23 protein-coding genes and 1 tRNA gene are annotated in these 26,957 nt (G+C 56.8%); 16 read left to right on the forward strand and 8 right to left on the reverse strand.

Going from position 1 to position 26,957, the window contains the following annotated elements; all coding sequences use genetic code 11:
* Nucleotides 1-4: 4 nt before the first annotated feature.
* Nucleotides 5-244 carry a hypothetical protein gene (locus OZ410_RS02500; RefSeq protein WP_277706328.1) on the forward strand — a complete coding sequence of 80 codons (240 nt, stop codon included), beginning with the start codon at nucleotides 5-7 and terminating at the stop codon, nucleotides 242-244.
* A 21-nt stretch (nucleotides 245-265) separates the two neighbouring features.
* Here the strand turns inward: OZ410_RS02500 and OZ410_RS02505 are convergent, their stop codons facing one another.
* The 3 genes from OZ410_RS02505 to OZ410_RS02515 all read right to left on the reverse strand — a co-directional run bounded on the left by OZ410_RS02505 (nucleotide 266) and on the right by OZ410_RS02515 (nucleotide 2,740).
* Nucleotides 266-718, reverse strand: a complete 453-nt coding sequence (locus OZ410_RS02505) for a DUF4231 domain-containing protein (RefSeq protein WP_277706329.1) — start codon at nucleotides 716-718, stop codon at nucleotides 266-268.
* A gap of 100 nt (nucleotides 719-818) precedes the next feature.
* A complete protein-coding gene (gene uxuA / locus OZ410_RS02510) occupies nucleotides 819-2,000 on the reverse strand; it encodes a mannonate dehydratase (RefSeq protein WP_277706330.1) in 1,182 nt (393 codons plus the stop codon).
* Nucleotides 2,000-2,740 carry an SDR family NAD(P)-dependent oxidoreductase gene (locus OZ410_RS02515; protein ID WP_277706331.1) on the reverse strand — a complete coding sequence of 247 codons (741 nt, stop codon included), beginning with the start codon at nucleotides 2,738-2,740 and terminating at the stop codon, nucleotides 2,000-2,002. Before OZ410_RS02515 ends, uxuA begins: the two co-directional genes overlap by 1 nt.
* Nucleotides 2,741-2,977: 237 nt before the next feature.
* Between OZ410_RS02515 and OZ410_RS02520 the strand changes: the two genes are divergently transcribed.
* Nucleotides 2,978-4,471, forward strand: coding sequence for a xylulokinase (locus OZ410_RS02520; RefSeq protein ID WP_277706332.1), 1,494 nt, complete (start codon nucleotides 2,978-2,980; stop codon nucleotides 4,469-4,471).
* On the forward strand, nucleotides 4,468-5,793 hold the full coding sequence (xylA, locus tag OZ410_RS02525; RefSeq protein ID WP_277706333.1) for a xylose isomerase: 1,326 nt from the start codon (nucleotides 4,468-4,470) through the stop codon (nucleotides 5,791-5,793). Before OZ410_RS02520 ends, xylA begins: the two co-directional genes overlap by 4 nt.
* A gap of 284 nt (nucleotides 5,794-6,077) precedes the next feature.
* Here xylA and OZ410_RS02530 read toward each other — a convergent pair whose 3' ends face one another.
* Together OZ410_RS02530 and dinB are read right to left on the reverse strand one after the other, a co-directional pair.
* On the reverse strand, nucleotides 6,078-9,086 hold the full coding sequence (locus OZ410_RS02530) for a DNA polymerase III subunit alpha (protein WP_277706334.1): 3,009 nt from the start codon (nucleotides 9,084-9,086) through the stop codon (nucleotides 6,078-6,080).
* A 168-nt stretch (nucleotides 9,087-9,254) separates the two neighbouring features.
* Nucleotides 9,255-10,469, reverse strand: a complete 1,215-nt coding sequence (gene dinB, locus OZ410_RS02535) for a DNA polymerase IV (protein WP_277706335.1) — start codon at nucleotides 10,467-10,469, stop codon at nucleotides 9,255-9,257.
* Nucleotides 10,470-11,118: 649 nt separating this feature from the next.
* Between dinB and OZ410_RS02540 the strand changes: the two genes are divergently transcribed.
* The 3 genes from OZ410_RS02540 to OZ410_RS02550 all read left to right on the forward strand — a co-directional run bounded on the left by OZ410_RS02540 (nucleotide 11,119) and on the right by OZ410_RS02550 (nucleotide 12,582).
* Nucleotides 11,119-11,577 carry a LytR/AlgR family response regulator transcription factor gene (locus OZ410_RS02540; protein WP_277706336.1) on the forward strand — a complete coding sequence of 153 codons (459 nt, stop codon included), beginning with the start codon at nucleotides 11,119-11,121 and terminating at the stop codon, nucleotides 11,575-11,577.
* Between the two features lie 5 nt (nucleotides 11,578-11,582).
* Entirely contained in the window at nucleotides 11,583-11,708 is a 126-nt protein-coding gene (locus tag OZ410_RS02545) for a hypothetical protein (protein WP_277706337.1), read from the forward strand.
* A gap of 148 nt (nucleotides 11,709-11,856) precedes the next feature.
* Entirely contained in the window at nucleotides 11,857-12,582 is a 726-nt protein-coding gene (locus OZ410_RS02550) for a nitroreductase family protein (protein ID WP_277706338.1), read from the forward strand.
* Between the two features lie 243 nt (nucleotides 12,583-12,825).
* On the opposite strand, the gene OZ410_RS02555 is transcribed toward OZ410_RS02550, so the two are convergent.
* Nucleotides 12,826-12,909 (reverse strand) — tRNA-Leu (locus OZ410_RS02555).
* A gap of 202 nt (nucleotides 12,910-13,111) precedes the next feature.
* Between OZ410_RS02555 and OZ410_RS02560 the strand changes: the two genes are divergently transcribed.
* The 3 genes from OZ410_RS02560 (at nucleotide 13,112) to pth (ending at nucleotide 15,404) form a co-directional block, all read left to right on the forward strand.
* The gene (locus tag OZ410_RS02560; protein ID WP_277706339.1) at nucleotides 13,112-14,053 is read left to right on the forward strand and encodes a ribose-phosphate pyrophosphokinase; all 942 of its coding nucleotides are present in this window, start codon (nucleotides 13,112-13,114) and stop codon (nucleotides 14,051-14,053) included.
* Nucleotides 14,054-14,072: 19 nt separating this feature from the next.
* Nucleotides 14,073-14,702: a 50S ribosomal protein L25/general stress protein Ctc gene (locus tag OZ410_RS02565; RefSeq protein WP_277706340.1), complete on the forward strand. Its 630-nt coding sequence runs from the start codon at nucleotides 14,073-14,075 to the stop codon at nucleotides 14,700-14,702.
* A gap of 135 nt (nucleotides 14,703-14,837) precedes the next feature.
* Entirely contained in the window at nucleotides 14,838-15,404 is a 567-nt protein-coding gene (gene pth, locus OZ410_RS02570; RefSeq protein ID WP_277706341.1) for an aminoacyl-tRNA hydrolase, read from the forward strand.
* Here pth and OZ410_RS02575 read toward each other — a convergent pair whose 3' ends face one another.
* The gene (locus tag OZ410_RS02575) at nucleotides 15,405-16,097 is read right to left on the reverse strand and encodes a hypothetical protein (RefSeq protein ID WP_277706342.1); all 693 of its coding nucleotides are present in this window, start codon (nucleotides 16,095-16,097) and stop codon (nucleotides 15,405-15,407) included. It abuts the gene before it with no gap.
* Entirely contained in the window at nucleotides 16,094-19,876 is a 3,783-nt protein-coding gene (locus OZ410_RS02580; RefSeq protein ID WP_277706343.1) for a reprolysin-like metallopeptidase, read from the reverse strand. Before OZ410_RS02580 ends, OZ410_RS02575 begins: the two co-directional genes overlap by 4 nt.
* A 51-nt stretch (nucleotides 19,877-19,927) precedes the next feature.
* On the opposite strand from OZ410_RS02580, the gene OZ410_RS02585 reads away from it, so the two are divergent.
* The 7 genes from OZ410_RS02585 (at nucleotide 19,928) to mgtE (ending at nucleotide 26,953) form a co-directional block, all read left to right on the forward strand.
* Nucleotides 19,928-20,851: a bifunctional riboflavin kinase/FAD synthetase gene (locus OZ410_RS02585; RefSeq protein ID WP_277706344.1), complete on the forward strand. Its 924-nt coding sequence runs from the start codon at nucleotides 19,928-19,930 to the stop codon at nucleotides 20,849-20,851.
* A 112-nt stretch (nucleotides 20,852-20,963) separates the two neighbouring features.
* Nucleotides 20,964-22,241 (forward strand): serine--tRNA ligase, encoded by a 1,278-nt coding sequence (serS, locus tag OZ410_RS02590; protein ID WP_277706345.1) that lies wholly within the window; start codon nucleotides 20,964-20,966, stop codon nucleotides 22,239-22,241.
* Nucleotides 22,242-22,305: 64 nt separating this feature from the next.
* Complete coding sequence (locus OZ410_RS02595; protein ID WP_277706346.1) at nucleotides 22,306-24,096, forward strand: tetratricopeptide repeat protein; 1,791 nt, start codon at nucleotides 22,306-22,308, stop codon at nucleotides 24,094-24,096.
* Nucleotides 24,097-24,107: 11 nt separating this feature from the next.
* Complete coding sequence (locus tag OZ410_RS02600) at nucleotides 24,108-24,422, forward strand: DUF4286 family protein (RefSeq protein ID WP_277706347.1); 315 nt, start codon at nucleotides 24,108-24,110, stop codon at nucleotides 24,420-24,422.
* Complete coding sequence (locus OZ410_RS02605; RefSeq protein WP_277706348.1) at nucleotides 24,419-24,754, forward strand: gamma-glutamylcyclotransferase family protein; 336 nt, start codon at nucleotides 24,419-24,421, stop codon at nucleotides 24,752-24,754. Before OZ410_RS02600 ends, OZ410_RS02605 begins: the two co-directional genes overlap by 4 nt.
* The gene (gene rsmA, locus OZ410_RS02610) at nucleotides 24,751-25,614 is read left to right on the forward strand and encodes a 16S rRNA (adenine(1518)-N(6)/adenine(1519)-N(6))-dimethyltransferase RsmA (protein WP_277706349.1); all 864 of its coding nucleotides are present in this window, start codon (nucleotides 24,751-24,753) and stop codon (nucleotides 25,612-25,614) included. The genes OZ410_RS02605 and rsmA overlap by 4 nt, the downstream gene beginning before the upstream one ends.
* Nucleotides 25,601-26,953: a magnesium transporter gene (gene mgtE, locus OZ410_RS02615; protein ID WP_277706350.1), complete on the forward strand. Its 1,353-nt coding sequence runs from the start codon at nucleotides 25,601-25,603 to the stop codon at nucleotides 26,951-26,953. The genes rsmA and mgtE overlap by 14 nt, the downstream gene beginning before the upstream one ends.
* The last annotated feature ends 4 nt before the right edge of the window (nucleotides 26,954-26,957 follow it).

Here is a 26,957-nt window from a genome sequence, read left to right on the forward strand (position 1 = left end):
CGCCATGGCCCATTTCAAAAAAGGCGAAATCCCTCCCCTGCACTTCCGGCGTGCCATCAAAAAACCTATTCCCCTGCGGTGTGTACAGGTAGGCGAAGCTTTTACGGTGGAGACTATGGAAGGTACCCTTTCCGGCAAGCCCGGAGACTGGCTCATGGTAGGTATCCATGGCGAAATGTACCCCATAGACCGGGAAATTTTCGAAAAGACCTATACCCTGGTCCCCGAGGATTCGAATCCGTGAAAGGGCAACAGGGTGCAGTCCTCACGCTTCCTGCCCCGGGGTAGTCGTTACCAACCCGCGCCATCCCTGATTTTCCTCCCCAAGGAGCTGTTCAATACGTGTCACAAAAACAGGGTAGGCGGCCGCCCCGGCCTGGTAGGGGGCCGTGGCCGTTTGAAAGAGGAATTTTTCCCGTTGCAGGGCCTCGCAGGTGATGCGGTAGGTTGCCCATTTTTCCTGAAACTTCATCAGGGCTGTAATCCCGGTGAGGGTTGCCGTCAAGACACCCAAAAGCCCTGCCAGCACCTGGGAATTTACAGGGACAAATGGGATGGGTGAAGGGTGGTCAATCCCGGTAAAAAAAGGGATCAATGAACTGAAGAGAATAATGCCCCCGCTGCTCCAGATGTGCAGCTTTTTATTGCGGGCGCTTTTTTTTCCGTACCAGCGAATCTGGTCGTCCACCCGTTCGGACATATAAGTTTCTACGGTCATGCGGTTTTCGGTTGTTTGGTGGCGGGATGCGTTAGCTAACCTCCCTCAAGGTACTAAATTTACCGTTCCGGGCCACTTCAACCCTTTTAGCCACACAGGCTTACCCCTCCAACAGGCCGGCTTCCATCCCACGTAACTCCGCAAGGCCCTTCAGCCTCCCGAGCAGGGAATACCCCGGATAATGGCGGGAACCGACTTCCGAAGTGTGCAAAAATCCGTGATCGGGCCGCATGGGCAGGCGGATATCCCGCTGGGCCATGATCCGGTGAAGGCTTCTCAGGACTGAAGCCATGGGTACATGGCCGTACAGGTGGTCCGACTCCCGGAAAATGCCGGGCCGTTCATGCAGGACATTGCGCAAGTGCAGGAAATGCACCCTTGGGCCAAAAGCCTCAAGGATGCCCAGCAAATCATTTTCGGGCCCTGCCCCCAGTGCGCCCGTACAATAGCAAAGTCCATTAGCCGTGTCCGGGACGGCACTAAAAAGGAAATCCAGATCTTCCTGGGTAGAGACCACGCGGGGCAGCCCCAGCAGGGGATAAGGCGGATCATCCGGGTGAACCGCCAGCACCACCCCGTGTTCGCGGGCCACGGGGACTACCTCCTGCAGGAACGCCACCAGATGAGCTCTCAGTGTTTCCTTGGGGATCCGGGCATATTGTTCCAGCAATTCCAGGAGCTGGGCTTCGGTGAAATGATCGTCACTACCCGGAAGGCCCTGCAATACGGTGCGACGAAGGCGCTGCCGGGCTTCCTCCCCCATGGATTCGAATCGCTCTTTTGCAGCCGCTCGGGTGGCAGGATCGTAATCGGCCTCCGCCCCGGGACGCCGTAGCATAAAAAGGTCAAAACAGGCAAATGCTGTCCGGTCGAATCGCAGGGTCCGGGTTTGGTCCGGGTTCAGGTAATCCAGTTCGGTCCGCACCCAATCCAGCACCGGCATGAAATTATAGGTTACCACTCGGATCCCGCAGGCGGCCAGGTTCACCAGGCTTTGCTTGTAGTTTTCGATATGTTGGCGAAATTCCCCCTTCTGCTGTTTGATGGCTTCGGAAACGGGCAGACTTTCCACCACCGTCCATTCCATCCCGGCCTCACGCACTTCCTTTTGTCGGGCCTTGATGGCATCAATAGGCCATACCTCCCCTACGGGGATCTGGTGCAGGGCCGTTACGATCCCCTCTACCCCCGCCTGGCGGATTCCCGTAAGGGCAACCCCATCGTTGGGGCCGTACCAGCGCATGCAGGCCAGTAATTTCGGTTGTGTCTCCGGGGTCTTCATCAGAATCCGATACTATTGCCGCCATCCACAGGCAAGACAGTGCCGGTAATAAAACGCGCCTCCCGGGAAGCCAGGAAATACACGGCATCTGCAATGTCTTCCGGGATGCCCATTTCCCCCATAGGGGTACGGGCATACACCCGCCCCTTGCGTTCAGGGTCGCTGTCCAGGGCCTTCGCCGTCATGGGAGTCTTGATAAAGCCGGGGGCCACGCAATTCACGCGGATCCCCATAGGCCCCATTTCCACCGCCATGGCACGGGTCATCCCTTCTATGGCCGTTTTACTGGCGGAATACGCAATCACATAGGGCAGGCCATACTGAGCCGCCATAGAGCTAATGTTGATGATGGAGCCGCTACCAGCAGCCTGCATCACCTTCCCCACCTCCCTACTGATGGCAAAGACACTCAGCAGGTTGGTCTGAATGATCTGAAGGAAATCTGCATCGGTTACCTCCAGCATGGGCTTTTTCATGTTGATACCCGCATTGTTCACCAGGACGTCAATTTGGCCGGCCTCCTGCGCAATCCCGGCAATAACCCCGGGAATGTCTTCCAGGCGGGATAGGTCCAGGATAACAGGAATGGCATTATGCCCCAGCTCCGTACAGGTGGTTTTTGTTTTCTCGGGGTTGCGCCCCACCACATAACAGCGGTAGCCGGTCTGGCAGAATTTACGGGCGGTGGCCAGCCCCAGGCCCGAGGTACCACCGGTAACAATACTAACCTTATCTCTCATAACTGCAAGGTAAGAAACCCCGGGGAGGGAAGCGACAGAAATCCCAATCTCCCGGAATAAAAAACAAAAAGCAGGTTAAAGGTGTGAAATTTACACCAATTTTTACGCAATCGTTTGCATGAATCTGTTATTTTTGGCTCAAAGCTTGCGGAATTGCCCAGATATCCGGACTTTAAGGGTCTGAAACCACAGGGGTTCCGCAGAGGACCCTTTTGCCTGAACGCTGCTGACTAACCTATGTACTGGATCGGATATGACATTGGAAGCTCTTCGGTAAAGGCCTCCCTGATTGACGGGGCCACCGGGGCCGAAATGGCACGGGTACAAAGCCCGAAAAAAGAGATGCCCATCCACTCGCCCCAACCGGGGTGGGGGGAACAACCCCCTGAAATCTGGTGGGAAAACCTCCTGCTGGCCACGGGTGAGCTCCTGGAAACCGCCGGGGTACCCGGGGCATCCGTACAGGGCATCGGTATTTCCTACCAGATGCACGGCCTGGTGGCTGTGGACCGCCACCAACAGGTGGTGCGCCCCTCCATAATCTGGTGCGACAGCCGGGCGGTAGCCACCGGAGACGGGCTTTACGAAAAAATCGGAGAGGCGAAGTGCCGGGAGCGACTGCTGAATGCCCCCGGAAATTTTACGCTCTCCAAATTGGTTTGGGTCCGGGATCACGAACCCGAAACCTTTGCCCGTATCCATAAAATTATGCTGCCCGGGGATTACATCGCCATGAAATGCTCCGGCCAATGTACTACAACGGCATCCGGGCTCTCCGAGGGCATCCTCTGGGATTTTAAGGATAATACCCCCGCCTGGTGGATGCTGGAAGCCGCAGGGATATCCCCGGAGGTACTGCCCGAACGGGTACCGACCTTTGGGGAACAATGCACCCTCAGTGCCGAGGCTGCCTCGCAACTGGGCCTGAAAACCGGAACGCCCATCCTGTACCGGGCAGGGGACCAACCCAATAACGCCCTGGCCCTGAACGTGATGGAGCCCGGCGAAATTGCCGCCACCGGAGGCACCTCCGGGGTGGTTTATGCCGTTACCGAACAGACGGCCACCCGAGAACTGAACCGGGTGAACCACTTTGCCCATGTAAACCACCAGGCACATACCCCCAGGATCGGAAAATTATTGTGCATTAACGGAACGGGTATACAGTACAGCTGGATGCAACATCAGGCCTCCCGTGATTTGGGATACCCGGAAATGAATGAGATGGCCGAGCGTATTCCCGTAGGCTCGGAAGGCCTCCGTGTTTTTCCCTTCGGCAACGGGGCAGAACGCATGCTGGGCAATGTGCATACCGGGGCTGCCATACAACACCTGGATTTCAACATCCACAAACAGGCCCATTTGTATCGTGCCGCCCTGGAGGGAATTGCTTTTTCGTTTGTGTACGGCATGGAGATCATGGCCGCAGACGGGGTGTCCCTGGGACGCATCCGGGCCGGGAACGACAACCTGTTCCGCGCCCGCCCGTTTGCCGAAACCATCACCACCCTAACCGGGGCCTCTATAGAAATGGTGACCACGACCGGGGCCGCGGGCGCTGCCCGGGCAGCAGCGGTAGCCGGAGGCGCCTTTAAAAATATGACGGAAGCCACTTCCACGGACCAGATCCCCCTGCGTTATGCCCCGGGAAACAACCCCGAACCCTACCGGCACGCCTATGGTAGCTGGAAAAACGAATTGAATCAACTGCTTAAAAACCACATCGGATGATCACTACAGGAGACAAGGAATATTTCAAAGGGATTGGAAAAATCGCCTTCGAAGGAAAGGAATCGGACAACCCCCTGGCATTTAAATATTACAATGCCAACCAGAAAGTGGGCGGAAAGACCATGGAAGAACATTTCCGGTTCGCCATTGCCTATTGGCACACCTTTACCGGGGTCGGGGCAGACCCCTTTGGGGCCCCTACCCAGGATTTCCCCTGGCTGGCCTCAGCAGACCCCATCCAGCAAGCCCGGGATAAAATGGATGCCGCTTTTGAATTTATTACCAAAATAGGGGCGCCTTATTATTGCTTCCACGATTTTGACCTGATTGCGGAAGGGGCCACCCTGGCCGAATCGGAAAAACGCCTGGACATCATTACGGACTACGCCGCAGAAAAAATGAAGGCCTCCGGGGTAAAACTGCTTTGGGGAACAGCCAATTGTTTCAGCAACCCCCGCTATATGAACGGGGCGGCCACCAACCCGGATTTCAATGTGGTAGCCGCCGCCGGGGCCCAGGTGAAGAACGCGCTGGATGCCACCATTAAACTGGGAGGCGAAAACTATGTGTTCTGGGGCGGCCGTGAAGGCTATATGTCCCTGCTCAACACCGATATGGGGCGGGAGCTGGACCACATGGCCCGCTTCCTGCACATGGCTAAGGACTACGCCCGCAAACAGGGCTTTAAAGGCACCTTCTTTATTGAGCCCAAGCCCATGGAGCCCTCCAAGCACCAATACGACTTTGACTCGGCCACCGTACTGGGCTTCCTGACCAAATACGACCTGCTGGACGACTTTAAACTGAATATCGAAGTAAACCACGCCACCCTGGCCCAACATACCTTCGAGCACGAGTTGCAGGTAGCTGCGGACAACGGGCTGCTGGGCAGCATTGACGCCAACCGCGGAGATTACCAGAACGGCTGGGACACGGACCAGTTCCCGGTAGACGTGTATGAACTTACCCAGGCCATGCTGGTGATCCTGCGCGCCGGGGGCTTCCAGGGCGGGGGCGTTAATTTTGACGCTAAAATCCGTCGGAACTCCACGGACCTGGCCGATATCTTCTATGCCCATATTGGTGGGATGGATGCCTTTGCACGAGCGCTTTTAACCGCACACGCCGTCATGACGGAATCCCGGATCCCGGAAATGCGCAAAGCGCGGTACGCCTCCTTCGACAGCGGGGCCGGAAAGGATTTCGAAGCCGGGAAACTGAGCCTGGAAGACCTTCGGGCCTATGCCGGAAAGCATCCGGACATCGCAAAAATCAGCGGGCAGCAGGAACTGTACGAAAACATCCTGAACCAGTACCTCTGATCCCCAAGGGCCAGGACCTGTGATCGCAACAGGGCCACCCCGAACAACCCCTTTAAACCCGAGCCTCACAGCCCGGGTTTTTTTGGGATTATTTTCCCGGGGCAGGCCCCGCGATCAACAATAAATAGGGACATACGGAAAAACCTCCGCATGGCTTTTTCAATTTCGGAAAATTGCTCCCAAACCGGCCAAAAACCGGGCATTTTTACGAGGGAGGAAGGGTAGGCTTCCCCTTTTTGACAAACCCGTAATTTTAGGGGCACAAAATTCAGAGGATGCAAAAGCTACCGGGCGGCCTGGTCCCGGCCCAGACGCAACCGCTGGCTGGTCTTCATGTCCGAATATCGGGGGTCCGGGACCAGGTCCTGTTTTTCCATCCGCGCCACTTCGATACTGAGAAACCCAAACTCGCTTACCACCTTCCCATAAGAACGATAGATGCCCCGCCCCCGGAAGCGATACCTGGCGGCCACGGGCGGAAACAGCACCGTGTCGAAAACCGCCCCGTCCTGGTCGATAAAGGTGGCAAAATACATGCGGTCCCCGCGGTGGGTACGGGTATTCTTAACGGTCACCAGATAACCGTAAATGTCGATGTTGCGCCCCAGATAGTCCGGCAGGTGCCGGCTCCCGTTCCCGTTAGCCGGGGGCTGGGCCAGCAGCTCAAAAGGGCTACACAGGCAAAACCCCAGCAATTCCAGCTGGGTGAAGGCCGTTTCCAGGGCCGTGCCCTCCAGCCGGGGAATTTGGAAGTGCCTGTGCTGGGGCGGGAACAGGCGGGGGTGTTCCTTCTTCGGACTCCCGGACAACAGCAGGTGGGCCTTCCATAACAGCCGGTGCTTCTCCTTTCCGGTACTGCGGAAGGCATCCACCCGGACCAGGATGCTCAACTGCTCCACGGCAATGGGTACCCGATCCAGGAAATCCTCCAGGCTGCGGAAAGGGCCGCCCTGTTCGCGTTGGCGCACAATGCGCTCCATCACGCGCTGCTCCAGCTCCCGCAGGTACATAAACCCCAGGTAAATATCCTTTCCGTATATGCAATTGGCTATTGCGGACCGGTTGATGCAGGGGGGGTGAATGCGCGCACCCAGCATACGGGCCTCGTGTACGTAGTGTTCCGGCCGGTAGAAGCCCCCGCCGTTGTTCAGGACGGCCACCAGGTATTCCAGCGGGAAATACGCCCGCAAAAAGAGGCTTTGGTAGCTTTCCACCGCATAGGAGGCCGAGTGGCCCTTGGCAAAGGCATAGCCCGCAAAACTGGCCACCTGGTTCCAGATCTCGGAGACCAGGGATTCCGGGTACCCCTTCTGCCGGCAATTGCGGATAAAGACGGAACGGATACGTTCAAATTCGCTCCGGGACCGGAATTTCCCACTCATCCCCCGGCGCAGCACATCCGCCTCGCCCAAACTGAGCCCTGCAAAATAATGGGCTACTTTGATCACATCCTCCTGGTAGACCATCACCCCGTAGGTATCCGGCATAATGTCCAGCAAAACCGGATGGGCCTGCTTTACCCGTTCCGGGTCCCGGTGGCGCAGGATGTATTCGCGCATCATCCCGCTCTTGGATACCCCGGGCCGGATAATGGAGCTGGCCGCCACCAGGCCCAGGTAATTATCTACCTCCAGCTTTCTGAGCAGCATCCGCATGGCGGGGGACTCCACGTAAAAACACCCCATACACTGGGCGGTCCGGATCATCTGGTTTACCCGGGTATCGGCTTTGATGCGGCCTATGTTGTGGATGTCTACCTCCCCGGCATCCCCGGGGTGGTTGCAGCGGATAATCTGGAGGGCTTCCTTGATCTTGGCCAGCCCCCGCTGCCCCAGGATGTCGAACTTGTACAGGCCCACATCCTCGGCAATGACCATGTCGAACTGCGTGGTGGGAAACCCCTTGGGCGGCAGGTGGGTGGCTGCAAACCACTGCAGCGGCTTGTCTGCAATGAGGATACCCCCGGAGTGCACGCTCAGGTAGTTGGGCATCCCCTTGATCAATTGGCCGTAACGCACCACCAGGCGGGCTACCCCGTCCAGGCGGGAAGGCTCGTACTGCCCCTCGCATAGAGCATCCACCTCTGCCTTGGGCAGGCCAAAAACCTTACCGAGTTCCCTCAGGATACCCCGCTCCCGGAACGTCACATAGGTGCCCAGCAGGGCTACGTGCTCAAAACGCTCAAAGATGTAGCGGGTAATGGCATCCCGGTCCCGCCAGGAAAAATCGATGTCGAAGTCCGGGGGGTTGGCCCGGAATAAGTTGATGAAACGCTCAAAGTACAAATCCAGTTCTATGGGGTCCACATCGGTGATCCGCAGCAGGTAGGCCACAATACTGTTGGCCCCGCTGCCCCGGCCCACATAGAAAAACCCCCGGCGACGGGCCTCGCTTATAATATCCCAGTTGATCAGGAAGTAGGACACAAACTCCTTCTGCCGGATCAGGCCTAGTTCCTTCTCCAGCCGGGCCCGGATTTCCGGGCCGGGATTGGGGTAGCGGTAGGGCATGCCCTCCTGGCATAGCCGCTCCAGCAGGGCCTCGTCTTCTTCCCGGCTGCCGGTGTAGGTCTGCAGGTTCTGCGGGCGGCGGGCCTCGGAAAAATCGAAATGGATGCTGCAGGATTCCATAAGGACCCGGGTATTCTCCAGAATAAACCGATGCTCTGAGAAAGCCGCTGCCAGGTTGGGCAGGGGATACATACCATCTTCCGGGTGGGCTTGCTGTTCCTCCGGCAACTTACTAAGCAGCACGTTGTTGTCTATGGCACGCAGCAGGCGGTGCGCATTAAAATCCCGTTTGTTGCGAAAGGTAACCGGCTGCAGGACCACCAGGCGGTCCCGGTATTCCACCAGGCGGGAAAAAGGCAGCCGCCTCAGGTCCCGCACCGATACCCCGATGAATTCCCCGGGGCCAAAATCCTGCATTTCGGCCAGCAAAACCTTCTCGAAAGGGTAAATCACAAAGGCGTCCGAAAATTCAGGGGCGCGCTCGGGCAGGGGCTTTCCCTGGTGCAGGTGGGAAGACAGGAAGCGGTTCAGCTCCATATAACCCGCATTGTTTCGGGCCAGCCCTACAAAACAGGGATCTATCCCATTGCGGAAATCGATGCCCAGCAGGGGGCGCAGGTCAAACTCCGGGGCCCTGCGCACAAAATTCAGGCCGGCGGAGGTGTTGTTGATGTCGGTAAGGGCCAGGCAGCGCACCCCCTGTTCCCGGGCCAACTCCAGCAGCTCCACCTCGGAAAACGTCCCGTACCTGAGGCTGTAATATGTATGGCAGTTCAAATACACGCGTAACATTTCATCGGCCCCTGCAAGGCAATGGCAGGGTACCCCTTTATCTTGATTCCCGGGGGGGAGGGTGCCCCCCAAAATACCCCCCTTAAACCGGCGCCTTCCGCACTTCGGCGCTTAACCCCATCGAATAGGCCCATCCGCCCCTCCCGGCCTTCCATACCCCTATTGTTTTCGGTGGGCCAGCACCACTGGCGGGCGGCCGTCAAAGGGGTTATGCATGCGGCCAATGGTGCGGGCCCCCATCCCTGCGGCCCGGATTACACTCTTATCCCCAAAGCGTTCCCGGATCCGGTCCATGGCAGCATAGAGGCGTAGGGCTTCCTGCGTATCCTCAAACAGGTTAATCTGGTAATTCCCCGGTACCAGGTGGCTGAAGCGCACCCCGATAAGCCGCACCAGCAACCGCTTGTCATACAGCTTTTCAAACAGGTCCAGCACCTGGGGGATCAGTTTATGGTCTGCAGAGGTGTACGGGATACGCAACTGGCGGGAATAGGTGTTAAAATCCGAATAGCGGAGCTTTACCGCGATACAGGCGGTAAGCTTCCCGCCCCGGCGCAGCTGGAAGGCCAGGTTTTCCGTCATGGCGATCAGGATGCCCCGCAACCGGTGAACGTCTATGGTATCCCGCTCGAAGGTGCGCTCGGTAGAAATGGATTTGCGTTCGCAAAAGGGGATCACCGGGGTGTTGTCAATGCCGTTGGCACGCCTCCAGATCACCCCCCCGTTGGCCCCCAGTACCTGCTGCATCACTTCCAGGGGCATTTCCTGTACTGTGCGAATCTGCCGGAGCCCCAGGTTCCGGAGCGTCTGGTAGGTCTTATCCCCCACCATCGGAATCTTTTTGATAGACAAGGGGGCCAGAAAGGGCTTCTCGTAGCCGAAGTCGATCTTCAGCTGGTTGTTGGGCTTGGCCTCTCCCGTAGCCATTTTCGAAACGACCTTGTTCACCGACAGGCCAAAAGATATCGGCAGGCCGGTTTCGCGGATAATGCGCTGGCGGAGTTCGGTGGCATAGCGGTAGCTCCCGAAAAACCGATCCATCCCGGACAGGTCCGCATAAAACTCATCTATACTGGACTTTTCAAAGACGGGTACCTGCTCCCGGATGATGTCCGTAACCTCGTCCGAATGCCGGCTGTAAGTGCCCGCATTCCCGCGGATCACCACCGCCTCCGGGCAGAGTTCCCGGGCCATCCGCATGGGCATGCCCGAATGTACCCCGTACCCCCGCGTTTCGTAACTGCAGGCCGCCACTACCCCGCGGTCGCTGAGCCCGCCTACCAGGATGGGCCTCCCCTTGAGGCGGCTGTCCAGCTTGCGTTCCACCGACACGAAAAAGGTATCCAGATCCAGATGAAGAATGGTTTTTTGCATGCCTTTTTAAAAAAGAGGGATGCTAAGTTATGGATTATTTCCATTTTTATGGAATTTTTCCATTAAACCTGATGTTAAAATTTTCAACCCGCCACAGGGTGGGCTGCAAGGGGAAACCCGGACAGTAAAACGGATAAAAAGGGAGGCTAGAAATAAAGGAAATACAGGGTGGCCATCCCCACAATGTATGCGGTTATGGCAACAATCACGATAATCCCCAGGCGCCGTTGGTGCTTCTCCATAAACCTGGACATCTTCCGCATATCAGAAATATTAAAAATGGAATTAAAATACATATAAGTGTGGTGTGCACACCAAAATATGTGCGGGCAAAAATAATACAGAAAATACATTCGGCTTTTCGTATTCGATCAGTAACCTGCAGAAACCGACCAAGAGCGAAACACCAACATTTTATCCTGATATTCAGTTCGTTCACGGACTTTGCTCCCCAGGCAGTCTCCGCTCTCCCGGCCTGTTTGTGGCAGTGGGTAGCGCAGCTCAGGAAACCTCCGGATAACCCGTATCAAAAACCCGCCCTTCGGAAACCTGGAGGCCGGATACCGAGTAATTGGACCCCAGATCGAGAATGCAACCGATTTCCCGTATTGCAGGGTAATTTTACACCCTAATTCCCCCAACCGAGCCCATGAAACCCATGCTCCAGACCATCCTTGTGGATGACTCCAAAACCCAGTTGGCTGCCCTGGCCAAACTGGTTTCCAAGTGCCCTGGCATCCAGCTTGCCGGCACTTTTACAGACCCCTGGGATGCCTTGCATTACCTGAAAAACCAAAAGGTGGACCTGCTCATATCCGATGTGGAACTGGGCGGTATTTGCGGGTTTGAATTCATCAGCCTGATCCCGACAGAAACCGAGGTGATCGTAACCTCGTCCAAGGGAAAATACGCCCTCTTCGCCTTCGATTTTGGCTGTACCGACTTCCTCCTTAAAAACGTACGCCTGGACCGGCTTAAAAAGGCCATTGCAAAAGTGGTCGAAAACCGGGCCCGGGCTGGCTTATCGAAACCCGCTTCCCAAAGCGCCCCGGCCCCGGAGCGCGTCTTCCGAATCTCCCCTTCACTGAACACGGACCTTAAATTCTAACCCCCATGGACCGCTCACATACCCAAACCGACGAACTGGAGCCTGCCAAAATAAACCAGCGAAACCTGTTCCGGTATTTCCTGGTAATCCTGGCCGTCTATCTGGCCAGCCTGCTGATCTTCCTGCTATGATCTAAGGGTTTTCTCCCATCCCTGCCATGGGAAATGCCGATGCGCTTTTGAAAGATCTCGGACGCCGGCCGGCCCTGCTGTATCCGGATGTGCTAACTTTGCCTGAGAACGTTGCATTTCGCACTGCATATACCAGAAAGCCATCAGCATGGAAAAGACCGTAACCGAAGCCATCCATTACAGGCGTTCCGTTAGAATTTACCAGGAGGAACCCATCGATTCCGAAAAGGTGAAAGCCTCTATTGAGAATGCCGTTTTGGCGCCAACCAGCTCCAATCTGCAGTTGTGGGAATTCTATCAGGTAACCGACCCGGATATAAAGGCCAGGATTGTTCATGCCTGTATGGACCAACCTGCTGCCCGGACCGCCCGGCAACTGGTAGTAGTTGTAGCCCGCAAGGACAAGTGGCGCGATCGCGTCAGGGCCAACCTGGGCTTTCTGGAAAAGAGCTTCGGAAAGAAGCCGAAAAGCGACTATACCCAACGCGAAAAATTCGTCTTTTCCTACTACAGGAAGATCATGCCCTCCCTGTATACGGATTTCCTGGGCATTTTGGGCTGTCTGAAATATATCGCCTTTAGCATTATGGGGGCATTCCGCCCCATGTACCGGCAGGTGCGCGCATCGGACATGCGTATTGTGGCCCATAAAAGCGCTGCCCTGGCCGCAGAGAATTTTATGCTCTCCATGGCTGCCATTGGATATGACACCTGCCCCATGGAGGGGCACGACAGCCTTCGGATCAAAAAAGCACTGGGGTTGCCCTCCGGTGCCGAAATCAATATGGTGATCGGGTGCGGAATCCGCAAGCCCGAAGGCGTATACGGCCCCAGGTTCCGGGTGCCTTTTGAGGAGGTGTACAGGCGGGTGTAGTAGGAGAAAGGCAAGCTTCCCTTCGAGCTCGCTTTGAAAGCCGAAAAAAGAAGCACGGCGCTACAATAAGCAGGAATGGAGAAGCAAACCTCGCCCTCGGGTGGGATTGCTTGCCTGAAGGCAAGCTTCCCTTCGAGCTCGCTTTGAAAACCACAAAAGGAAGCACTTCGCGGCTTCAAAAAAAAGAAGCGAGCTTCATTTTTTGAAGCTCGCTCGTACTTCCACTCTTTTGTGGTTTATTCGTACCTCGGGTGGGAATCGAACCCACACGATATTGCTATCACTGGATTTTGAATCCAGCGCGTCTACCAATTCCGCCACCGAGGCATAAAATCCCGAAGCACTACAGCGCGTCTACCTCCCGATAACTATCGGGACCGCCACCGAGGCAATAATGGGGAGGCAAAGCTATAAAATATTTTCCATGGCCGCATCCAAAAATGCCCGTTTTTGGCTTTAGCAACTGAAATAATTGTGTAAATTTGCACCTCCTTTCGGGCCAGGGAGTTAGGCCCGCAAAACAGCACTGATGTCGTATACCGTACCGGAGCCGAAAATTTTTGCCTGCACCCAGAGCCAGGAGCTCGGGCAGAAAATTGCCAAATCCTATGGAGCTGATCTGGGGAAGGTGATCTTTTCCAGGTACAGCGACGGGGAGTTCCAACCCTCATTCGAGGAGTCCATCCGCGGGGCGCGCATCTTCATTATCGGGTCCACCCATCCGGGGCCGGAAAACCTGATGGAAATGCTGCTGATGCTGGATGCGGCAAAAAGGGCTTCTGCCCGCCACATTACCGCTGTGATGCCTTACTTCGGTTGGGCACGGCAAGACCGCAAGGATAAGCCGCGGGTACCTATCGCCGCCAAGTTGGTCGCCAAAATGCTGGAAACCGCAGGGGCCACCCGGATCATTACCATGGACCTGCACGCAGACCAGATCCAGGGGTTTTTTGAAAAACCGGTAGACCACCTTTTTGCCTCTACCCTGTTTTTACCCTACCTGAAAAAACTGAAACTCGACAACCTGACTATCGCCTCCCCGGATATGGGCGGCTCTAAACGGGCCTATGCCTATTCCAAAGCCCTGGGAAGCGACGTGGTGATCTGTTACAAGCAGCGCGCCAAGGCCAATGTGATCGAACACATGGAGCTGATTGGGGAAGTGGAAGACCGCAATGTGGTCCTGGTGGACGACATGGTGGATACGGCCGGTACGCTAACCAAGGCAGCCGACCTGATGATGGAACGCGGCGCGCGCAGCGTCAGGGCCATCACCACCCACGGCCTGCTCTCCGGCAACGCCTTTGAGCGGATCGAGAATTCCCGCCTGGAAGAACTCATCATTACGGATTCCATCCCGGCAAGGCAACAAAGCGATAAGGTACGGGTACTGAGCTGTGCAGACCTGTTTTCGGATGTAATGCACCGGGTACACCACAACACCTCCATCGCCTCTAAATTTTTAATGTAGTATATATTAAACCATTATAATGAAATCAATTACAATCCAAGGATCCCAAAGAGAAAGCGTGGGCAAGAAGGCAACCAAAGCCCTACGTAATGCTGGAAAGGTCCCTTGCGTAGTTTACGGGGGGGAATTGCCTTTGCACTTTTCGGCAGATGAAATGTCGTTCAAAGACCTCGTGTACACCCCCAACGCGCACACGGTGGTAATTGAACTCGACAACGGCGAGAAGATCAGCGCAGTAATGCAGGACATCCAGTTCCACCCGGTATCGGACAGCATCCTGCACGTGGACTTCTACCAGCTGTTTGACGACAAGCCGGTAACCATGGCCATCCCGGTACAACTGGAGGGGAATTCCCCCGGGGTACGCAACGGTGGACGCCTGTTGTTCCGCAAGCGTAAACTCAGCATCCGCGCCCTTCCGGCCAACCTGCCGGACTTCTTTAATGTGGACATCTCCAAACTGCGTATTGGCGACCTGATTGCGGTTTCCAGCGTAAAGAGCGATGACTTCACCATCCTCCACCCGGACACCACCGTAATTGTACAGGTGAAAACTTCCCGTACAGCTATTGTGGATGCCGACGAGGACGAAGAAGAAGGCGAAGAAGGAGCCGAGGCTGCAGCCGAAGCCCCTGCTGCAGAGGAATAAACCTGCTGGCCTTACCCAACCGAAAGCACCCCTGGACGGTAACCCTCCACGGGTGCTTTTTGTATTTTTAGAAAAAGGAACCCTGTGTGGTGTTTGTCAAAATTCTTTAGGAAACGTCCCGATCAAACGGAACCCATGAAGAAATTCCTCATTGTAGGCCTCGGGAATATCGGGGCAGAGTATGCCCATACCCGGCACAATATCGGCTTTAAGATTCTGGACCACCTGGCTGCTGCAACAGACATGGAATTCCAGCCTGCCCGCCTGGGCGATGTGGCAGCCTTCCGGCTCAAAGGGCGCGCCATCACCTGCCTGAAGCCCTCCACTTATATGAACCGTAGCGGGAAGGCGGTCAAGTACTGGCTGGAGAAGGAAAAAATCCCCGTTTCCAACCTGCTTGTGGTTACCGACGACCTGAACCTGCCCTATGGCACCCTGCGCCTGAAAACGAAGGGCAGTGATGGCGGCCACAACGGCCTGAAAGACATACAGCAGGTACTGGGCACCACTGCCTATGCCCGATTCCGGTTCGGGATCGGCAATACCTTTGGCAAAGGTCAGCAAGTGGATTATGTGTTGGGCGAATGGTCAGAAGAGGAAGGTGAAACCATGGGCGAACGGCTGGACCGCAGTGTGGAACTCCTGAAATCCTTTGTCCTGGCCGGGGCTTCGATTACCATGAACCAGTTTAACAACACCTGATCAGAGTACCCGGAAGGACCCCACACCCGACCGCGAGGTATTCCCCAGACTGTCCCGGGACAAAATTTCCCAATAGACTACTGTGCCTGCGTTTACCGAAACCCTGTAGGTATTGCTGTTTGCGGGCTGGGTGGTTTGCCGGGTAAGGGCATTGGGCTGCAAGCCCACATAAACCTCAAATTCCTGAAGGTCGTTATCCGGGTCGGCACCGCTCCAGCGCAGGAGAACCTCCCCATTGCCGTCCGAAGCCACCGTACTGCCGGAGGCCGGAAGTTCCAGCCGGGCTGGAAAAGGGGCATAGCTTTCCGAAGCGCCTGCATTGTAGAACTGCCAGGTTAGGCTGGCGGGGCCGACATCCCCCTGGGCATTGCGGGCAATAACGCGCCAGGTGAATGCAACTCCCCTGGCCAATACCACAGGTGCGCTGGTCCCGCTGGTTGCCAATTGCTCTACCAGGCTGCCCCCGTCCCGGTACACAGAAAGCTGGTAGGTAGCCGCATGCGCGGTGGCCTCCCAGCGAAATACCACTTCGCTGGAGGTCGCCCCAACCGGGGTGCCGGTTACACACAACGTATTGTCCCCCGGATAGGTGAGATTTACCGCACCGGGAATTTTCGGGCCTTCGTCCTTACTGCATCCGCCCCCGGCAAATCCCAGCACCAACAGAAAAATCATTAAGCGGGCTATTTTCATTTCCGGAACATTTTTAGGGTTTGTACCCTTCCCGCCTGGGTGAGGCGAAGGAAATAAATTCCGGTAGGCAGGGGTGGCAGGGAAACCCGCTGCAATTGAGAACCCGGGCCATAAGCTTTTGTGAACACCAGTGCCCCGGAGGCATTGAACAGCTCCAGATACACCGCCTGGTCGGGGCGCGGCGCATAAATATCCAGGTAAGTCGAAAAGGGGTTGGGCGATGCCACCGGGCGTTCCGAGTAGAAATAGGAAGCTTCGAAAACCCCCTTACAGGCGGGCACAGCTTCCACTTTTAGGGCATTGGACCCCTGGCCCAAAACCAGCTCCAGAGCACCGGAGACCACCTCCTGTACCTGGCCGTTCAGCGTCACCACATACCGGTCTGCACCTTGCAGGTCCAGCTGCAGGCTGGCCCCGTCCGCCGAAGGCGCAGCCGTTACACTTAAGGGGTCGGGACTGTCTATTTGCAGGTCGAAGCACAGGGCTTCATATACAATGGTACCGTCCGTGCCTTCCAGGCACAACAGGTACGTACCTGCAGCAAGGCCGGTTAAAGTGGTCGCGCTGGTAAAGCTCCCGGACTGGTTTACGCCACTGCCGGTCAGGCTATAGGTGTAATCCATCTCCGTGGCCGCGGTTATGACCATCTGTCCATCCCCCTGCCCGATACAGCTCTCGCTGCTCAGGGCAATGCGAAACTGGTCCTGGGGAAAACGGTACACCGGGCAACCGCTGGCGTCCACAGTAGTCCCTGGCGGGGTGCCCAGGCACAGGTCATCCCCGTCGTCAAAAACCCCATCCCCATCTGCATCGGGACGTAAAGCCCCCTCCACACAGAGTTCCAGCCCAAAGGCATTCAGACGCCCGCCATCGGCCGGGGCCGTATCCCGGATGGTGAGAATCCATTCGCCCTGGGAAGGCTCCCCGGCAAAGGAAGCCAGGTTGCCCAGGGGCTTAACCGTACCCGAAATGGCCGGGTTATTACTACAGATAAACGGGGCGCCAGCATTGTCAAAGGTGGCGTTCACATCATTGGCCTCTGCACAGGAATAGGCAAAAAGGGTCACTTCCGTCCCGGCCGGGGAGCGCAGGGTTACCACCAGGTCCGAAAGATAGCTGTGATCCAGGTCCAGGGACACCCTGGCGCTAGCCACAGGTAGATTCTCCGGGAAGGTGATCGCAGAGGTCACCGTAGGCGTTCCCACCGTGGAGATTGTGACAGGCATGCCCTGGGCAGAGAGGGTCCGGCAGTCTGTGGTTATGGTCTGAAAACTGAAGGGGCCGCCGTAGGCACCTTCCCCGCAGGCATTCAAGGATTTTACACGCCAGAAGTACGGGGTGCCCGGGTTAAGAACGGGCGTTGCGTATTGAGCTGTCGTTACCGTTTGGTCGGCCAGGATACTGGTAAAGCCCGCATCGGTAGCCAACTGTACCCTGTACCCGGTGCTTCCCGGGGTTGCTGCCCATTGTAACAGGGGTTTCAGGGGCGCCTGGGAGGCTCCGTCCGCAGGAGACTGCAAAACCGGGGCTGCCAGGGAGGCATCGCCTACCTCCAGGGTAACCGGCAGGTTGAAGGTGGTAGGGCCAGATGTGGCCCGAACCGTAATACCATACGTGCCCGGGGCCAGGTTTCCGGTCCCGGAAAGAGTAAGTGTTACAGGCGAATCTGAAGTTTGGACCTGGGCTGGAGCAAAGACAGCCGTAAGGCCGGGCGGGAGGTTTATTGCGGTAAGGTCCACAGGATCCCCAAAGCCTGAAAAGGAGCGATATACCAGGTCAAAAACGGCATCCGCCGGGGGGCAGGCTTCGGCCTGAAGCGTTGCCGCCTCCAGGATAAAGGGTACCTCCACCACACTGAAATTCCCGGCGTTTACGGCAAAAAAGATGTTATCCGAAGCTTTTACCATCAGGCGGGCGGCAGAAGTGGCTGTACCCGGCAACTGCACCTGGGCCGTTCCCGAATTCGGGATACCCGACGCCAGGAGCAAAGGAAAGGTCTGCCCCCCATCGGCAGAGAAATACACATCTACCTGCGCGCAATTCACAGGGCTTCCCTGGGTGCCGGCCACATCCCAGGTTATCGTTTGCACGCTGCCGGCCGGATAACTTTCGCCCCCAGCCTGCGAAAGGACCTGAAAAGGTCCGCCGGGCTCAACACGTACCCGGACCACCGCCGCAGCGGTTTGCCCACCACCGATGGCATTGTCTCGCACGGTAACGGCAAAATTCAGGTCACGGGCTATATTGGATACCGTTTCCCAGGCATCGCCGGTTGCCGGGCTGGTCTGGGTCAGGTTGCCGGAAACCACCCGGTCCAGGGCCGGGAAGTACCTTATGGGCGCTGCCGTGGGCGGCAGAGAGCGGAAATTGGCACCAACCGGATTTTCAGGGCCAAAAATTTCGGTAGTCACCACCCCGTCGTCCACCTGTTCCCAGGTATAGGTCAGCACATCTGAAGGGTCGGGGTCCGTAGCTGTCCCTTCCAGCACAAAAGCTGTGCCCGGGGGAATGTGATAATCCGGGAGGACGCCCAGTACCGGAGGGGTATTGGACATCGGGGTCTGGTTACCGCAGGAAATTCCGGCCACATAGTCCCCGATTTGCATCACGCTGAAATAGTGGAAATAATCGTCCCCCGTGTTGGCCACATTGTTGCCCTGCACAATCCCGGCATATCCCATGATGGTAGTACCGCTGGCCGGCTCGGCCTGTACGCCGGTACCCTCCGTATCGAAGGACCAGGTATGGTTGGCGCCGAACTGGTGGCCCATTTCATGAGCAACGAAATCCAGATCAAAACGATCGCCCTCCGGGATGGGGGTAGCCGCGTAAGCGCTGCCCTTTCGGCCGTCCTGGCAAACCGCCCCGATAAACCCGGCATTGCCCGCTTCGCCTCCCTGGTGGAACAGGTGGCCTATATCGTAATTCGCGGCGCCAATCTGGCCATCGAGGGTGGTTTGTACCTCTGCACTCAGGTTACCCCCAAAAGGATCTGTAGCAGCATCGGTGTATATAACCTGGTCTGTGTTGGCCACCAACTCCAGTTGTATAGCCAGGTCCCGGCTGAATACTTCGTTGATCCGCGTAAGGGTGGCGTTGATAGCAGCCAGGGCGTCCGCCACCGTTCCTCCGTGGTATTCGGTGTATTCCCCTGAAGCCGCCACCGCAAGGCGATAGGTACGCAGCAGCTGGTCGTCCGCCATTTTGGAAGCCCCGGCCCCAGCCGATGCCTGCTTTTGGAATACGGCTTCCGTTGCGCATTTCCAGGCCGTGGGCAGCCCTTGCTTATCCGCGCCGGAAAAGAGCACATACCTGTTGGCGGACCCGGGTACTTTTTCAATAAAATGTGCCCCCGGCTCCTCCGGATTATGCAGGATGGCCTGAAAGCCGGAAGGGGCCATACTAAAACGGATGCGGAGGCCGGGGTCCGATACGCCTACGCCCAGATAAGAGCGGATATCCGGGTAACGCGCCTGCAATTCGGGCGCCATTACGGATTGCTCCCGCACCCGGTAACCCACCAGGGTGCCCCGGGCATCGGGAAGCCATATTTGTGTTTCGTTTTCCCCGCCCTGAAGGGTGGCCAGGGCCCAGCGCAAGGCCTCCTCCTCCAGGAGAAAAGCCCTGGAGTCCTCTACGCGGAGTGCTTCCCCTGCACCAGTGTGCCGGGGGTCCGGGGCATGGTCTTCCCTCCAGATGCCCTGGGATTGCTGGCCGTAGGAAGAAAAGATGGGAAAGAGCGCCAGTATTGTTAAAACTAGCCGTAATTTTGTCGACATCCGTGGGGCTTTGACGCTCCAAAATACGCCTTTTTTGATTATTTTGATTGCGTGTTAACCGTTCAAGGCCTTTCAGATTACCAAAGTCAGCGGCCCAGCGTGGTTACCATCGGGACCTTCGATGGGGTCCACATTGGTCACCGGAGGATTCTGGAGCGATTGGTATCCAGTGCCCGGTCCATGGAGTTGCAAGCCACCCTCCTTACGTTTTACCCCCACCCCCGAATGGTCCTGCAAAAGGACACCGGCATCCGGCTGCTGAATACCATTGGCGAAAAATCCGACATCCTGGCCGGGCTGGGGCTGGATTGCCTGGTGGTACACCCATTCAGCAAAAAGTTTTCCCGCCTTTCGGCCACCGAATTTGTGCGCGACGTTCTGGTGGATACCCTGCGTGCCAGAAAAGTGATTATCGGGTACGACCACCGCTTCGGACGCAACCGGACAGCCAATATCCAGGACCTGATTGCCTTTGGCAACCTCTACGATTTCCAGGTGGAGGAAATCCCGGCCCAGGAGGTGGAAGCCGTTTCGGTAAGCTCCACTAAAATTCGCCATGCCCTGGAAACCGGAGACCTGGAAACCGCAAACCGGTACCTGGGCTACCCTTACCTGTTAAGCGGGGTGGTAGCCCCCGGGAAACAACTGGGGCGAACGCTGGGCTACCCTACAGCCAACCTTAAACCGGAATCGGAGTATAAACTCATTCCCGGAAGCGGGGTTTACCTGGTTCGCAGCCAGCTGCAGGGCCGAACGGTACACGGGATGATGAACATCGGTTCTAACCCTACCGTAGGCGGCAGCGGCCGCCATATCGAAATCCACTTTTTTGACCTGGAGGAAGACCTGTACGGGCAACCCGTTCGGGTGGAGCTGCTGGCCAGGCTCCGGGACGAGCAAAAGTTTGATTCCCTGGAAGCCCTGCAGTCTCAGCTAACCCAGGACGAGGCGCACGCCCGGGCCCTGATCCGGTAATTCCCTGCCGCGCCCGCCTTTTACCTCCGGATAACATATTGGAATTCCCTTCCCGCCTCCGCTGGCGGATTCGCCAATTTCGCCTTAAATTTGCGGTCTTAAGCCAATACCTATGTTGCCACTGCAGCTACTGCGCGAACAGACCGACCGGATTGCCCAGGCCCTTTCCAAAAGGGGGCTGGACGCCGGACCCATGCTGGAGGAAATCCTCCGCAAAGACCAGGAGCGCCGCAGCCTCCAGGCCCAATTGGACGAAACCCTGGCCGAAGCCAACCGTAAATCGAAGGAGATCGGGGAGTTGTTCAAAGCCGGGAAAGGCGCCGAAGCCCAGGCCTTAAAGGCCGAGTCTGCCCAACTGAAAGAACAGTCCAAAACCCTGGGGGAATCACTCTCCCGGGCAGCCGATGCCTTGCAGGAAGCCTTGTACCAGGTGCCCAATGCCCCGCACGAAAGCGTTCCGGCCGGGCAGGACGAGGCGGATAACGAAGTGGTGGCCGAAGGCGGAAAGCGGCCGGATTTACCCGAAGGTGCCATGCCTCACTGGGAACTGGCCCGGGAATACGACCTGATCGATTTTGAGCTGGGGGTGAAGATCACCGGCGCCGGATTCCCCGTTTATAAAGGAAAAGGCGCCCGCCTGCAACGGGCGCTTATACAGTTCTTCCTGGACCGCAATACAGAGGCAGGATATACCGAAGTACAGGTGCCCCACCTGGTAAATGCGGATTCCGGATATGGCACCGGCCAGCTTCCGGACAAGGAAGGGCAGATGTACGAGCTTAAAGAAGACCCCCTGTACCTGATCCCGACGGCCGAAGTCCCTGTGACCAACCTTTTCCGGGACGAAATCCTGGAGGCTTCTCAGTTGCCGGTTCGGTATACAGCTTACTCCCCTTGTTTTCGAAGAGAAGCGGGAAGCTACGGGGCCCACGTTCGCGGCCTGAACCGCCTGCACCAGTTCGACAAGGTCGAGATCGTGCGCGTGGAGCACCCGGAGCGTTCCTACGAGGCTTTGGATGGGATGGTAGCCCATGTGAAAAGCCTGCTGGAAGCGCTGGGCCTGCCTTATCGCATTTTACGCCTCTGCGGGGGAGACCTGGGCTTTACTTCTGCACTAACCTTCGATTTCGAGGTGTGGTCTGCGGCACAGGAGCGGTGGCTGGAAGTGAGTTCGGTTTCCAATTTTGAGGCCTTCCAGGCCAACCGGCTGAAACTGCGATTCCGGGACGGGAACGAAAAGCCCCAGCTGGCCCACACCCTGAATGGCAGCGCCCTGGCCCTGCCCCGGGTCCTGGCCGGCATCCTGGAAAACTTCCAGGAAGCGGACGGCATCCGCATTCCTGAGGTGTTGGTGCCCTATGCCGGATTCGACCGGATTCAGCTCGGATAATTACCCATTTTCTGATCGCCGGTGACGGCCCGTTCAAGTTCGTATCTTTGTGAAAAGAACGACCATGAAATCGCTTTTCGCCTTCCTGTTTTTACTGCTGGCCCTGGTGGCCCGCGGGCAGGAAGATTTCCTGGCGCGACAGTACTTCAGCGACGGGGCGTTTGAAAAGGCCGTTGTCTTCTACGAAAAACTGGCTGCGGAAAACCCGCGACGCACGGATTACACGGAACGCCTGGTACAGTGTTACCGGCAAATGGAAGCCTTCGACAAGGCCATAAGCTACCTGCAGGGGCGCATCGAAACCGGTACCGCCTATCCTACCCTCTATATTGACCTGGGTTACACCTACCTGATGGCCGGTTATTCCGAACAGGCTCAAAACTGGTACCGGAAAGCCCTTGACCTGGTTGCCGACAATCCCAACCTGGGTTATGGTATTGGCAACAAATTCCAGCAGTACACCCTGCTGGACCAGGCCCTGGAAGCCTATCGGCTGGCCATGGAACGCAACCCGGAGCTGGATTTCAACTTTCAGATTGCACGTATTTATGGGGAACAGGGGAAGATAGGGGACATGTACGAGGCCTATGCCAACCTCCTGGCACAGCGCCCTTCGGCCATGCCCAATGTCATCCGGGTATGGGAAGCTTTTATTTCGCCGGACCCGGCCGCCAGCAACAACCAGATGCTCAGGCGCGTTTTGCTGACCCGGGCCCAGAAAAACCCGGATCCTCTTTGGAATGAATTGCTGAGTTGGCTCTTCCTGCAACAAGGGCAGTTTACAGCTGCTCTGGTTCAGGAAAAAGCCCTTTTCAAACGCAGTGAAGGAACAGACCTGGAACGAATCTCCAACCTGGGGCGCCTGGCCGAAGAAGCCGGGGACCTCGGGGCGGCCAAAGCCGCATACGACTATGTTGAAGCCGAAAGCGGGGACCCCGTAACCCGGCTCAATGCCCAGTTGCGGCTCATTGAGATCGGGATGCGCATGAACCCGGAAACGGACCTTCAAAAGGTGCGGAAAACCTACGAGACTCTGCTGCAAGCCTATGGATATGCGGCCCCAACCCTGCAATTGCAGGTTGCCTATGCCCGTTTTCTGGCTTTTGAACTGGGCGAAGCCGAGCAGGCGGTAACCCTGCTGAAAAACAGCCTGGACCTGCCCCTGCCCAACTATACCCAGGGCTACCTGAAACTTACCCTGGGCGATATCCTGGTCTTTGATCAGCGCTTTAACGAGGCCCTGATTCTCTACACCCAGGTGCAGCGCCTCCTGAAAAATGACGTGATGGGGCAGGAAGCCCGTTTCAAGGTGGCCCAGACCAGTTTTTACAAAGGGGATTTTGACTGGGCGCTTACCCAGCTGAAGGTCCTGCGGAATTCCACCTCCCAACTGATCGCCAACGACGCCATGCAGCTAAGCCTGACCATATCGGATAATTCCCTGGAGGACAGTACCCGGACCGCCCTGGGCAAATACGCCAGGGCAGACTTACTGGCCTACCAGAAAAAACCGGAACAGGCGCTGGGGGTGCTGGAGGATTTGCTCGAAATGCATAAGGGCGAACGCATAGAAGACGAAGCCCTGCTTATGTATGGCCGGTTGCTGGAAGCCGCCGGGGACTTTTCGGGGGCCCGGCTGAGTTACCTGAAAATTGTGGAGTTCTACCCGGGGGACATCCTGGCAGACGATGCCCTTTTTGCCCTGGCCGAACTTTACCGAACAAGGCTTCAGGAGCCGGAGCAGGCCATGGAGTATTACCGACGCATCATTTACAATCACCAGGACAGCTATTATTTTCCCCTGGCCCGAAGGCAGTTCCGCATACTCAGGGGCGATACCATAGAAGACCTCTAAACGCTAAAGACATGTATATCTATAATGTGACCATAAATGTGGAGGATTCCGTCCGCGACACCTGGCTGCACTGGATGGAACAAACCCACATCCCGGACATGCTGGCTACGGGAAAATTCAGGAGTGCCCGCATTTGCAGGGTCCTGGTGGAAGAACAAACCGGAGGTACTACTTACGCAGTACAGTATACCGCGTATAGCCGGGGCCACCTGGAACAATATTACCAGGAAGACGCGCCAAGGCTGCGGGAAGACAGCCTCCGTCGGTTCGGGGATAAATGCCTGGCCTTCCGGACCGAACTGGAAATCCTGAGCGAACACGCATGAAACCCGAAGCGGTGCGCCTTTTTGTATATGGGACCTTGCTGGAGGCCGATGTGTGCCAGTGGGTCTTTGGCCGGCAGCCGGAAGGGAAACCGGACGTACTGCCGGGCCATGTTAAAAAAGAACGCTCCGTGGCAGGACGTTATCCAGAGGTTTGTCCAACGGACCAACCCGGGCAGGGCGTTTCCGGGCGGTGCCTTGAATTAAGCCCGGAAGACCTGCAACGGGCCGATGCCTATGAAACTGCCCTGTACTACCGTGCGGAGCGTACCCTTGCCTCCGGCAGCCGCGCCTGGGTGTACCTGGCGGCAAGGGAACAAAACCAAACCAAATGAGTAGAAAGAAACCCCGCAAAAAGGATTTTCCAGGTAAAAAAGGGATGGTTCAGCGTAACACGGGGGTGCGTGCCAAGAAAAACCTGGGGCAGCATTTTCTGGCCGATGCCGGGGTGGCCGCACGGATTGCCGGAGTCATGGAGTTGGATGTAATAGACCGGGTCCTGGAAATCGGGCCTGGCACGGGGGTGCTCACCGCCTTCCTGCTGGAACGTCCCATAGACCTGCTGGCCGTAGAACTGGACCCGGAATCCGCCACCTACCTGCGGGAGGTCTTTGCCCCACTTATGGAAAGCAGGGAATTGCCCTATAAGCACTTCGAGGTCCTGGAAGCGGATTTCCTGAAACTGGATCTTACCCCCCTCTTTGGCGGGCAGCCGTTTGCCGTGACCGGTAATTTCCCGTATAACATTTCTTCCCAGATCCTCTTCCGCGTGCTGGAGGCCCGGGACCGTATTCCTGAATTTGGCGGGATGTTCCAGAAGGAGGTGGCCGAACGCGTTTGTGCGGGGCCCGGATCCAAAGCCTATGGGATTCTGTCGGTCCTGGTGCAGGCCTATTACGAAGCTTCCTATTGCTTTACAGTGCCGCCCGAGGTCTTTGACCCGCCGCCCAAGGTAGCCTCGGGGGTATTGCACCTGAAACGCCTGAAGCAAACGCAGGACTGGGATGCCCAAAACCTGAAAACCCTGGTAAAGGCCGCTTTCAACCAAAGGCGCAAAACCCTTCGCAACAGCTTAAAGAACCTTCCCCTGCCCGATAATCTCAGAGAAGATGCTATCTTTGACCGACGCCCGGAACAACTATCCGTAGCCGAATTCATCGCACTCTCTAAGCACCTGAACCATGACGCCGTTTAAACTTACCGACGAGCTGCTGGAGCAAATCCGGGAGCTGATCGAAACCCGTCAGGATGCAGACCTCCACGCCCTGATGGAGGAGGTGCACTACGCCGATGTTGCGGAGATCATCAACGAACTGAACAATGAACAGGCCACCTACCTGATCAAGCTGCTGGACAGCGAAAAGACCTCGGACGTCCTGACCGAGGTGGATGAGGATATCCGGGAAGGCATTCTGAAAAACCTGTCTTCCAAGGAAATTGCCGGCGAGCTGGAAGAACTGGATACGGACGACGCGGCGGACATCATTGCCGAACTCCCCAAGGAAATTGTGCAGGAGGTCATTTCCGAAATTTCGGACCGGGAACACGCCAAGGACATTGTAGACCTGCTGCGGTACGACGAAAATTCGGCCGGGGGATTGATGGCCAAGGAACTTGTGAGCGTTAATGAGAACTGGAACGTACTCACCTGCGTCAAGGAAATGCGGCAGCAGGCCGAGAACGTGACCCGGGTACACAGTATTTACGTGGTAGACGACGACGGCCTCCTCAAGGGACGCCTTTCCCTGAAGGACCTGCTGACCGCCTCCACGCGGTCGCCGATCCGTGAGGTCTACATTCCCAAGGTGGACTCGGTGAACGTCAACGAAAAACCCGAAGAGGTAGCTAAAATCATGTCCAAGTACGATCTGGAAGCTATCCCCGTGGTAGACGAAATCGGGCGCCTGGTGGGGCGGATCACCATCGATGACATTGTGGACGTGATCCGGGAAGAAGCAGATAAGGATTACCAGTTGGCAGCGGGGATCTCCCAGGATGTGGAGGCAGACGACAGCATCTGGGAACTGACCCGTGCACGGCTCCCCTGGCTGTTTCTGGGCCTGGTAGGCGGCCTGGGTGCCGCAGCCATCATGGGCGGATTCGAAACCATGATCGCCAAACACGCCATCCTCTTTTTCTTCACCCCCCTCATTGCGGCCATGGCCGGGAATGTAGGGGTGCAGTCCAGCGCTATTATTGTACAGGGCCTCGCCAACGACGACCTCAAAGGGAGTATAGCCAACCGCCTGGTCAAGGAAATGATGCTGGCCACCTTGAACGGGGTAATCCTTGCTGCCGTTTTGTTCTTGTTTACCTGGGCCTGGCAGGGAAGTTTTCCCACCTCAACCGCGATTTCAGTCTCCCTGATCGCTGTGATCATTGTAGCCGGAATTGTCGGCACTTTTATCCCGCTCTTCCTGCATAAAAGGGGGATTGACCCGGCCATTGCCACCGGACCTTTTATTACTACCAGCAACGATATCTTTGGGATCCTGATCTACTTCTGGATCGCCAGGCTCGTGCTGGGAATCTGAAGTC

The sequence above is a fragment of the Robiginitalea aestuariiviva genome (genome assembly GCF_029537735.1).
Classification (GTDB): domain Bacteria; phylum Bacteroidota; class Bacteroidia; order Flavobacteriales; family Flavobacteriaceae; genus Robiginitalea; species Robiginitalea aestuariiviva.